This is a genomic window from uncultured Aurantimicrobium sp., assembly GCF_936931525.1.
GTDB lineage: Bacteria > Actinomycetota > Actinomycetes > Actinomycetales > Microbacteriaceae > Aurantimicrobium.
Genome location: NZ_CAKZII010000165.1, coordinates 1 through 10,022 on the forward strand (window position 1 = coordinate 1; position 10,022 = coordinate 10,022).

6 protein-coding genes, 2 tRNA genes and 1 pseudogene are annotated in these 10,022 nt (G+C 56.1%); 5 read left to right on the forward strand and 4 right to left on the reverse strand.

All coding sequences use genetic code 11. From position 1 onward, the window contains the following. Positions 1-86: 86 nt before the first annotated feature. Complete coding sequence (locus Q0362_RS08345) at positions 87-1,904, forward strand: ABC transporter ATP-binding protein (protein WP_298122478.1); 1,818 nt, start codon at positions 87-89, stop codon at positions 1,902-1,904. A gap of 341 nt (positions 1,905-2,245) precedes the next feature. On the opposite strand, the pseudogene Q0362_RS08350 reads toward Q0362_RS08345, so the two are convergent. Then, positions 2,246-3,934: pseudogene (locus tag Q0362_RS08350) on the reverse strand (amidase); the annotation flags it as partial. A 117-nt stretch (positions 3,935-4,051) separates the two neighbouring features. Here Q0362_RS08350 and Q0362_RS08355 point away from each other — a divergent pair. The 3 genes from Q0362_RS08355 (at position 4,052) to heR (ending at position 6,760) form a co-directional block, all read left to right on the forward strand. Next, on the forward strand, positions 4,052-5,470 hold the full coding sequence (locus Q0362_RS08355; protein WP_298122480.1) for an FAD-binding oxidoreductase: 1,419 nt from the start codon (positions 4,052-4,054) through the stop codon (positions 5,468-5,470). Next, the gene (locus Q0362_RS08360; RefSeq protein ID WP_298122483.1) at positions 5,470-5,826 is read left to right on the forward strand and encodes a cupin domain-containing protein; all 357 of its coding nucleotides are present in this window, start codon (positions 5,470-5,472) and stop codon (positions 5,824-5,826) included. The genes Q0362_RS08355 and Q0362_RS08360 overlap by 1 nt, the downstream gene beginning before the upstream one ends. A 130-nt stretch (positions 5,827-5,956) precedes the next feature. Beyond that, entirely contained in the window at positions 5,957-6,760 is an 804-nt protein-coding gene (heR, locus tag Q0362_RS08365; RefSeq protein ID WP_298122485.1) for a heliorhodopsin HeR, read from the forward strand. Between the two features lie 6 nt (positions 6,761-6,766). On the opposite strand, the gene Q0362_RS08370 is transcribed toward heR, so the two are convergent. From Q0362_RS08370 to Q0362_RS08380, 3 genes are all read right to left on the reverse strand, one after another. Then, positions 6,767-8,041: an ATP-binding protein gene (locus Q0362_RS08370; RefSeq protein ID WP_298122487.1), complete on the reverse strand. Its 1,275-nt coding sequence runs from the start codon at positions 8,039-8,041 to the stop codon at positions 6,767-6,769. Between the two features lie 95 nt (positions 8,042-8,136). Next, positions 8,137-8,210 (reverse strand) — tRNA-Met (locus Q0362_RS08375). Positions 8,211-8,262: 52 nt separating this feature from the next. Continuing rightward, a tRNA-Thr gene (locus tag Q0362_RS08380) sits at positions 8,263-8,334 on the reverse strand. A 141-nt stretch (positions 8,335-8,475) separates the two neighbouring features. Here Q0362_RS08380 and Q0362_RS08385 point away from each other — a divergent pair. After that, positions 8,476-10,022, forward strand: a 1,547-nt coding sequence (locus tag Q0362_RS08385; protein ID WP_298122489.1) for a glycoside hydrolase family 13 protein, incomplete at its 3' end; no start/stop codon positions are given.

The window sequence follows — 10,022 nt, forward strand, 5'->3', positions numbered from 1 at the left end:
ATCCTGGATGTCGGCACACACGCTGAGCTTCTCAAGCGCTGCCCTGAATACCGCAACGTGATTGCTTCCCTCGAGGAGGAAAAGCGATGACGATAGCTGGAGTTCGCGGAGTGACAGGTGAAGAGCGTTCCGACTTCACTAAGCAGGAAGGAAAGCGTCTGCGCCAGCGCTCGCTTTCCTTGCTGAGATCCCTGTTGCACCCAGTTCGGGTGCGCCTGTATTGGACGTTGTTGGTGGTCGTGGTGAGCACTGCTGCCCAGGTTGCCGGCCCCACCCTATTGGCACTGGGTATTGACCAAGGCCTGTCTCAGGTTGTGCAGAACCATAACTGGCTGCCTGCGCAATTGATTGTGAGTGCGTATGTGCTCACCGCGATTGTGAGCTCGACCATGATGGCTGTCTACATGCGCTCCTCTGCTGTGCTGAGCCAGACGGTTCTGATTGACCTGCGTGAACGTGTCTTCCAGCACACCCAAAACCTCAGCATGAGCTTCCACGAGAACTACACCTCAGGCCGTGTCATTGCCCGTCAGACCAGTGACATCGAAACCTTGCGTGAATTGCTCGATGGTGGAATCAGCAACCTGTTCCGCGGGATCTTGCTCATGACTTTTACTGCTGGCGCCTTAATAGCGCTGGATCCTTCCAGCGCACTGCCACTCGTGATTGCCTTGATCCCTGCCTTCTTCCTCACTCGGTGGTTCTCCAACACCTCCAAGAAGCAGTTCCGTGAAGCTCGCACCTTCTCTGCTCGCTTGATTGTGCAGTTCGTGGAAACCATGACCGGCATTCGTGCCGTGAAGGCATTCCGCCGCGAAGAGCGCAACGAGAAGAGCTACGCCCTCGCCGTGGATGACTACCGCGAAGCGAACCGCAAGGTCATTCGTCTCTTTGGAACTTATGACCCAGGCCTCAAAGTCATTGGTGTCTTCACCCTGGCAGCAGTGTTGATCCTGGGATCTTTCCGCGTTGCCAACGGCGCCATGGAAGTCGGCGTTCTCCTCGCAGCTGTGCTCTACACCCGCAGGTTCTTTGAACCCATGGAAGAACTTGCCATGTTCTATAACTCCTTCCAGAACGCATCCTCTGCGCTAGAGAAGGTCTCGGGCATGCTCGAGGAGAAGGCCACTGTTGTGGAGCCGCTCAACCCGACTCCTTTGGTCCACCCTCACGGCAAGCTCGACTTCAATCATGTGCGCTTTGGCTATAACGACGAGACCATCGTCTTGCCCAAGCTTGATCTCCATATCCCAGCTGGACAGACCATCGCTCTGGTGGGAACCACCGGCGCTGGGAAGTCCACCCTGGCCAAACTCGTGGCACGTTTCTATGACCCCAGCAAGGGAACCGTCAGTCTCGACGACATCAACCTGCGCGACCTCGCGAACACTGACCTGCGCCGTGCCATCGTGATGGTGACCCAGGAGTCCTACCTGTTCTCTGGTTCGGTCTCCGACAACATTGGCCTCGGAAAGCCTGGAGCAACACAAGAAGAGATTGAAGCCTCAGCTAAAGCTGTGGGCGCTCACGACTTCATTATGCGCTTGCCTGAAGGCTATGAGACCGACGTGAACAAGCGCGGTGGTCGCTTGTCCGCAGGACAGCGCCAACTGCTCTCCTTTGCACGTGCATTTATTGCAGACCCCACCGTGCTCATCTTGGACGAGGCCACCGCATCATTGGATATCCCAAGTGAGCGTTTGGTTCAAAAGGGCTTGCAGACCCTGCTTGCTGATCGCACCGCGATCATCATTGCTCACCGTCTCTCGACGGTGTCCATCGCTGACCGTGTGCTGGTGATGGAGCATGGCGAGATCATCGAGGACGGCACACCAGAAGAACTCATTGCAGGCACGGGCAAGTTTGCCAGCCTGCATTCAGCCTGGAGAGACTCGCTGGCTTAGGCCACGCCACCCACGACGTCGTAGTGACCCACTACCTGGTCACCGTTCTTTGCCAAGGCAATAATCACCGAGCCATAGCCTCCACGCCATTCGCTGTGAAGTCGAGCGTGCTCTGTCTCTGGGACTTCAGTCTCTACGACATAACCTGAGTCGGTCACGTCGCCCTTGATCTGAACACCGTTCACGCTGACTGAAATATCAGCGGCATCCGTAGTGAGTTCAACGCGAATGGGAACCATTCCGTTGACCACTTCACCAGCGGAAGCCGCCACCTTGAGCGTGGGTGCTCCGTCACTTTGGCCTGCATCTCGTGAGTCCCATTGCGTTGCAGCGAGCTCTGGCGTGCGGGGTGCAGCAATGCGGTGGTTGCGGTGGTGATCAAACGCCCATGCATAGGCAAGAAGGTTGCTGTCGTCATAACCACGACCGGCAAAGGTCAGACCAGTGGGCATTCCAATGTCACTCATGATGCCCATGGGGGCAGTAACAGTGGGGATGCCGAGGTGGCGGGGAACCAGGTTGCCGTTAGCAACCCATGTTCCGTTGCGCCACGCTAAATCTGCAGCAGCGTCGTTCACATCAGCATCTGCTGGCCCCACATCTGCCGAAGCGGGGAAGACAACAGCGTCAAGGCCGAGCTCATCCATCCAATCTTCGAGATCCAGCTTGCGTGCTTTCTCAAGACCAGGAATTCCCTCAGCCATGTCAGGGATATCAACGAGTGCTGGGACACCATCTCGCTTGGCACGAGCGACGTACTCCTCCAGGGGAACATCCTCAGGAGCAAAGCGATGCAGGTGATCGTCATAACGTCCAGGAACTGAACCGGTGGGAACAGGGAAGATCTTGTCAGGGTCAACCTGGGCCAACGCATTGAGCTTGGGGTCGTTATTGGCAGCCAAGAAATCATGCCAGCCAAACATGGAGAGCTCCCAGAGCTCGTGCTCAGCAAAGTGTTCGGGCACCAACCCTCGTGCCTTGAGGTTCTTGGCTCCTGGTCCACTGCTTTCGTAGTTGGTCACCACCGGGAAGTCTGTCTCCACAACCTCAGCACCGAGTGCTTCGAGGTCCGCCTTGGCCTGGTGCCAAAGTTCAACAACTGAGTCGCGGGTCTCGATGACATCAATGTCATCGAGGACAACGTCCACCGGTGCCTTGTTGATATACATCCGAGGGATAGCAATGCGCTTGCCTTCGAGCGCACGTGGGTTGGCAATGGCGGGATAGGAAGCAGGGCGAAGCTCTGAGCTCTTGGGGGTCTTCACCCAGGGTTGCATGCGCCAGAAGTCTCCGCGCACTTCCCAGTCGTCTCCCACAATCTGGTCAAGGACCGCAAACATATCCTCCATCGTGCGAGTGTGTGGAACCACGACGTCCATCGTGGGAACAAGCGGCCAGTTGCCTCGAGTAGAGATCACGCCACGAGAAGGCGTGTAAGCACACAGGCCATTGTTGTTTGCAGGTGCGCGACCAGATGACCAGGTTTCTTCGCCCAAACCAAAAGCAGCAAAGCTCGCACCTGTTGCAGTGCCCGAACCATTGGATGAACCAGAGCCGAAGGCTGCGGTCAGGAAGTCTGCGTTGTAGGGACTCTCGGCGCGACCGTAGAGTCCGCGCTGCATGCCACCGTTGGCCATCGGAGGCATGTTGGTCAGGCCAATCAAAACTGCGCCCCCCTTGCGCAACTGCGCAATGGTGAAGGCGTCATCAGTGGCGATGAGGTCTGCGAAAGCAGGTGAGCCAGAAGCAACGCTCAGGCCCTTGACCTTGTAGCTGTTTTTCGCGGTGTAGGGAATTCCGTCGAGGTAACCGAGGCTCTTACCCTGCGCACGACGTTCGTCTGATGCGCGAGCATCCGCAAAGAGATCTGGGTTCAGAATAGGGACAGCGTTGAGCGTGATGCCGTGACGGTCATAGAAGGCGATGCGGTCCAGGTAGGCGGCAACAAGCTCAACGCTAGTAATGATGCCCGCGTCCAGATCTGCACGCAGCTGAGCGATGGACTTCTCAACGACGGTGTAAGAGGTCATGACATAAGCGTACCTATCCCGAATAGTTACGTTTGGGTCTATATCCAGGAAAGACCCAAGTGGGCCGTCGTATGCTGTAATCCAACACCTTTGGTGTACCTCAATGGAGTGATAACAATGGGTTCAACCGTATTTGAACGCAACCCTGCACCGGCCTCTGTAGTCGAACATTCATTAGCAAAAACTGAACTGGCTCCCTTCTGGACCAGCGATGCTCCCCGAGGAAAGGCCCTGCCTGCCCTCTCTGCAGCACTCACTGCTGACCTGGTTATTGTCGGCGGTGGGTATACCGGGCTCTGGACCGCATTGTTGGCGAAGCAACGTGACTCATCACAACGCGTCATCGTGCTCGAAGCCAAAACATGCGGCTGGGCTGCCTCTGGTCGCAATGGTGGTTTCGTCGAAGCAACCTTGACCCACGGCGAAAGCAACGGCCGCACCCGCTTCCCCAATGAATACGACCAGCTTGATGCCATGGGCCTAGCCAACCTGGATGAGATCCAGGCCACGGTCACCAAGATGAAGTGGAAGGTCGACTTCGAACGCAACGGCTCGTTTGCTGTTGCCACCGAGGACTACCAAGCCAAGGATCTAGAGCACGAAGCAGACGGCGAGCGCGGCATCTTCTTGAGCAAAGAAGAGATCCAGAAGAAAGTTTCTTCCCCCACCTATCAAGCAGCGTTATTTGAACCATTAGATACTGCTCTCGTTCACCCAGCCAAGTTGGCTAATGAGCTGATGCAGTCCTGCCTCGATGCAGGGGTAGAGATTTTCGAAAACTCACCCGTCACTGACCTGAATGCAGATTCAGATGCGGTGACCGTGGCAACGAAGAAAGGTAGCGTTCGTGCGTCACGCGTAGCGCTTGCCACGAATGCCTTCCCGTCTTTACTCAAGCGCTACCAGCTCCACACCGTTCCGGTCTATGACTATGTGCTGATGACCGAGCCGTTGAGCACTGCACAGATGAAGAGCATCGGCTGGAATGGCCGTGAAGGTATTGCGGACTGTGCGAACCAGTTCCACTACTACCGACTCTCTGCAGATAACCGCATTCTCTTTGGTGGCTATGACGCGATCTATCACTACGGGGGGAAGATCCGTTCTGCGTATGACGATCGCCCAGAGAGCTTCCGTAAACTCGCAAGCCACTTCTTCACCACCTTCCCCCAGCTCGAGGGTGTGCAATTCACTCACCGCTGGGCTGGAGTAATCGACACCAGCAGCAGATTCAGTGCTTTCTTTGCCACTGCCCACCAAGGACGAGTCTCCTATGCGGCTGGCTTTACGGGGCTGGGCGTTGCTGCAACTCGTTTTGCTGCCAACGTGATGCTGGACCAACTGACTGGCTTAGACACCGAGCGCACACGCCTGGAAATGGTGCGCAAGATGCCATTGCCCTTCCCGCCAGAGCCGTTCACCTACCCGTCTGTTCAAGTCACCCGCTTTGCTTTAGATCGGGCAGACCACAACGACGGAAAACGAGGGCTGTTTTTGAAGACACTCGATGCAGTCGGATTAGGTTTTGATTCCTAATGGCGAATGATTTCTGGGCTACCAACTTTTTCTTCGACGCATCCTCCGCTGATCTGGTCATGGAGCCTGTCCCAGAAGAGCAGAGACTCAGTGGCGAGCCCACAACCGGCTTTGTTGAGCTGGGTATCTGGGCAGGCAAAGAAGTGGGCGTGTGGGAAATGTCCCCTGGCGTCATGAGCGATGTTGAGGCGGACGAGGTCTGCATCATTCTCAGTGGGGCTGGCTCTGTGCAGCGCACGATTGACTCAACCACCGTTCACCAGGAGCTCAAACCCGGCGCGGTCTTTGAACTTCACGAAGGTGAAGAAACAATCTGGACCGTGAACCAGAGTGTGCGAAAGATTTACCTCAGCTAAACCATCACTCTTTCTCGCCCCCAGTACTTTCAGATGGCGATGCCCTAGGTTTTTCTTGTTTTCTCAGTCACACTGTTCACAAGCGGACCATTAATTGTCCGCCTCCTTCACTGAAAGAAATGGTGTCCTGATGGCCCGCAAGATTCGCTCTGAAGACGAACAGATCAAACGCCTTCGGGTTTACAACATCGTGGCGGGTTCCATCCACCTGCTCCAAGGCCTGGCCTTCCTCTTTATCTTGACCAAGTTGAGTTCTCAGGTCATGTTCCCCGTCACCGTTGACTACATGACAGGCCCTCCCGGTGTGGACCTCCCCACCGAGCAGGTCACCCTGTTTGAGATTAACCTCGGCATAGGCGTCGTGGCATTCCTCTTTATGTCCGCGTTCTTCCACTTCCTGATTTCCATGCCTGGTGTCTTCGCCCGCTATGCCAATGGCTTGAAGCTCAACCACAACTACTTCCGCTGGACCGAGTACTCCCTGAGCTCCTCTGTGATGATCTGGTTGATTGCCCAGCTCAACGGTGCAACTGACTTCGCTGCCTTGTTCGCCATCTTCGCGGTGAACGCATCCATGATCATGTTCGGTGCACTGCAGGAGAAGTATGAGAAGCCAGGAAACAAGAAGTTCCTGCCCTTCATCTTTGGCTCCATGACCGGAATCGTGCCCTGGATCATCATTGCCGTCTACACCCTGCAGCCTGGCTCGACCAGTGCAGCCGAGGTTCCTGGCTTTGTTTATGGCATCGTGATTTCACTCTTCGTGTTCTTCAACACCTTTGCCATCAACCAGGTACTGCAGTATCGCCAAATTGGCGGCTGGAAGAGCTACCTGCGTGGTGAGCGTGCGTACATCACCTTGAGCTTGGTCGCCAAGAGCGTCCTGGCTTGGCAGGTCTTCTCAGGTGCACTTGTGCCCCTGTTTGTCAGCTAAGAACTCTTAGGTTCGAGACAAGTTCTCGATATCTTGCCTGAACGCTTCAGCGACCTCGGCCGAGACAGTTGTCTTGGTCGAGGCGATGGAGTCGAGGTAGTCGCTCATAGCGGGACCCGTGTGCTTGCCACCCTGCATCGCTTTCTCGAAGGCCATCTGTGAAGCCTGACGGGCGGCAAACTCAATATCTGCCGGGGAGAATCCACTGCTGTGTTCGACCAAGGTTGATAGATCGAGCTCACCAGCAGACTCTGGAATGAACTTCTCCCAGATAGACCTGCGAGCTTCCGCGTCGGGCAAGCCAATAGGAATCACGTAGTCGAAACGTCCGTGACGCAGGAAAGCGTCATCGAGTGCACGAATGAAGTTCGTGGCACAGATCAAGAGCTTTCCTGGGCGTTCACGGAACGCCGGGATGAGCTTGAGCAATTCGTTTGTCACACCCTGTGTGGGCGAAGGTGGTTCACCACCGCGCTGAGAAGCAATCTCTTCCACCTCGTCAATGAAGACCACAGCGTTATCGAGCTCGCTGATTTTCTCGAAGATCTCTCTCAGTCCTCCGGCAAGACCTTCTGGGCTTCCGGCCAAACGTGAAGGGAACACCTCCACAAACGGCCATTCCAAACGCGAGGCGATTGCTTTGGCAAACGTGGTCTTTCCCGTTCCGGGAGGACCAAACAACACAATGGCTCGTGGTGCTTCCACACCAAACTGCTCAGCCATGGAGGTGTTGGAGAGTGGAAGCACGAGGCGACGTTCCAGGAGGTCTTTCTCTTCGACCATTCCGGCGATGCCTCCCCAGAGATCGCGGGAAAGAATGCGGCCGCCGAGCTCTCGCAGAGTGGCCATCTCTTTCCCACGAACAGGGATCTCTCGTTCGAAGTAGCGCAGGTGCTTCTTGTCCTTGAAGCCAGCACGAGTGAGTACTCCCACGTTGAGCTGGTCGTCGGGCACAAGGATTGAGATTCGAGTGAGTCCCTGGGGAGCAAGTCGCTGTTCTACTGCAGCAAGAAGTCGATCTCCGATGCCTTGCTTTCTGTGGTCAACGTGTGTTGCAAAGAACACAATCCATCCCTGGTCGTGGGCAGCACGAGCAACCGCGACAGCAACTACTTCGCCTTGGGCGGAGACCGCGACGACGGCGACGTCCTTTTCACACGATGCGACTACTTCACTGAGTGAATAAACAGGCTGGGAACCAGCATCAACTACTTGGTTCCACAACACCATGAGGGCGTCGAGGTCAGAGGCGACATAGTCGCGGAAAAGAATCTCCTTCATAACCACAGCGTAGTGAGAAGCTGGCCATCTCGACAGAGAAAGGTTCCGGGAGCGGAAAAACAAAACCCCCTCAAAAAGAGGGGGTTTTGACGGCGTAGCTGGAGCGGGGCTCGATCCCGCGACCTCACGATTATGAGTCGTGCGCTCTAACCAGCTGAGCTACCCAGCCACGAACATCCGCCGGTGAGGCAGGTTACCCTGCAGCAGTCGAAGAATGATCGGGCCCCGAGCGAGGATTGAACTCGCGACCCCTTCCTTACCATGGAAGTGCTCTACCACTGAGCTATCGGGGCGTATCCATACCTTCGAGGTTTCCCTCGAAAATTGGCACCGTAAGAGATTATCACCTCTGAGCGCATGCTAAAAACACAGGGCGTCTGGAGACATACCGGCCAGCTATTTTGCAGACTACGTGCACTGCCTAAACTTGCTCCATGGCGATAAAAGAGTGGTGGCGTTCCTCCGTTATTTACCAGATTTACCCTCGATCTTTCGCGGATGCGAACGGTGACGGTATGGGGGACCTGGCAGGCATTACCTCGCGCTTGCCCAAGCTCAAAGAACTGGGTGTGGACGCTATCTGGCTCTCCCCCTTCATGACGAGCCCTCAGAAGGATGGCGGTTACGACGTGGCTAACTACTGCGACGTGGACCCCCTCTTTGGCACGCTCGCAGACTTTGATGCAATGAAGTCCACAGCGCACAGCCTGGGCTTGAAAGTCATCGTGGACTTGGTTCCCAACCACTGCTCATCTGAACACCCCTGGTTTGTGGAAGCTCTCGCTGCTGGTGAAGGCAGCGACGAGCGTGCACGCTTTATGTTCCGTGAGGGCAAAGGCAACAACGGTGAACTTCCACCAAATAACTGGGAGTCCGTCTTTGGCGGACCCGCGTGGACCCGAACCACGAACCCCGATGGCACCCCCGGCCAGTGGTACCTGCATCTCTTCGACTCCAGCCAGCCTGACTTTGACTGGACCAACCGCTGGGTTCGTGACCGCTTCCTCGAGATTCTGCGCTTCTGGCTTGACCGCGGCGTAGATGGTTTCCGCGTGGACGTGGCTCACGGTCTCTCCAAGGAACCAGGCCTTCCTGACTTCCGCCGCGACGAAGAGTACTGGAACACCCCTGCCGAGATCCGTCCAGAGAACCCCTACTTTGGTCACGATGGTGTGCACGAAATTTACCGTGAGTGGCACGCTCTGCTGGAGGAATACCCAGGTGAGCAGATCCTTTGTGCTGAAGCATTCGTCGAACCTCTGACCAAGATGGCGAAGTGGGTTCGCCCAGATGAAATGCAACAAGCCTTCAACTTCCCCTTCCTCGTCACACGATGGAACGGTGAACAGATGCGCCAGGTAATCAAGGACTCCATCTCAGCATTCCACGCCGTTGGTGCACCGAGTACGTGGGTGCTCTCCAATCACGACCAGATCCGCCACGCAACGCGTCTTGCCCTGGATCCCAATGCCAAGACTGCTGACCGCATTACGGGCATTGGGCCGTTGACCGAACCAAAGCCGGACCGTTTGCTTGGCTTAGCTCGAAGCCGAGCAGCATCAGCGATGATGCTGGCACTTCCCGGTGTGACGTATATGTATCAGGGCGAGGAACTCGGGCTGCCCGATTCCATTGATATCCCCGATGACAAACGTCAAGACCCTACTTTCTTCCGCACTGCAGGTCAGTCCTACGGACGCGACGGATGTCGCGTGCCCATTCCGTGGGAAGCAAGCGCCACGAACTTTGGCTTTGGCCCAACTGGCGAGCCCTGGTTGCCTCAACCAGAGATCTATCGCGACTATGCCCGAGACCTCCAAGAAGGAGACCCCGCCTCCACACTTTCCCTCTACACCTCAGCGCTGGCGATCCGTAAGGATCGTGCGCTGGGTGAAGGAAACCTCGAGTGGATTGAGGGAACTCCGAAGAACGTCCTTGGTTTCCGCAATGGCGACGTGACGGTCTTCATCAACTACAGCGA

Coding starts and splice junctions, on each gene's coding strand:
- Q0362_RS08345 (WP_298122478.1), top strand. CDS start 87: ATGACGATAGCTGGAGTTCGCGGAGTGACAGGTGAAGAGCGTTCCGAC.
- Q0362_RS08355 (WP_298122480.1), top strand. CDS start 4,052: ATGGGTTCAACCGTATTTGAACGCAACCCTGCACCGGCCTCTGTAGTC.
- Q0362_RS08360 (WP_298122483.1), top strand. CDS start 5,470: ATGGCGAATGATTTCTGGGCTACCAACTTTTTCTTCGACGCATCCTCC.
- heR (WP_298122485.1), top strand. CDS start 5,957: ATGGCCCGCAAGATTCGCTCTGAAGACGAACAGATCAAACGCCTTCGG.
- Q0362_RS08370 (WP_298122487.1), bottom strand. CDS start 8,041: ATGAAGGAGATTCTTTTCCGCGACTATGTCGCCTCTGACCTCGACGCC.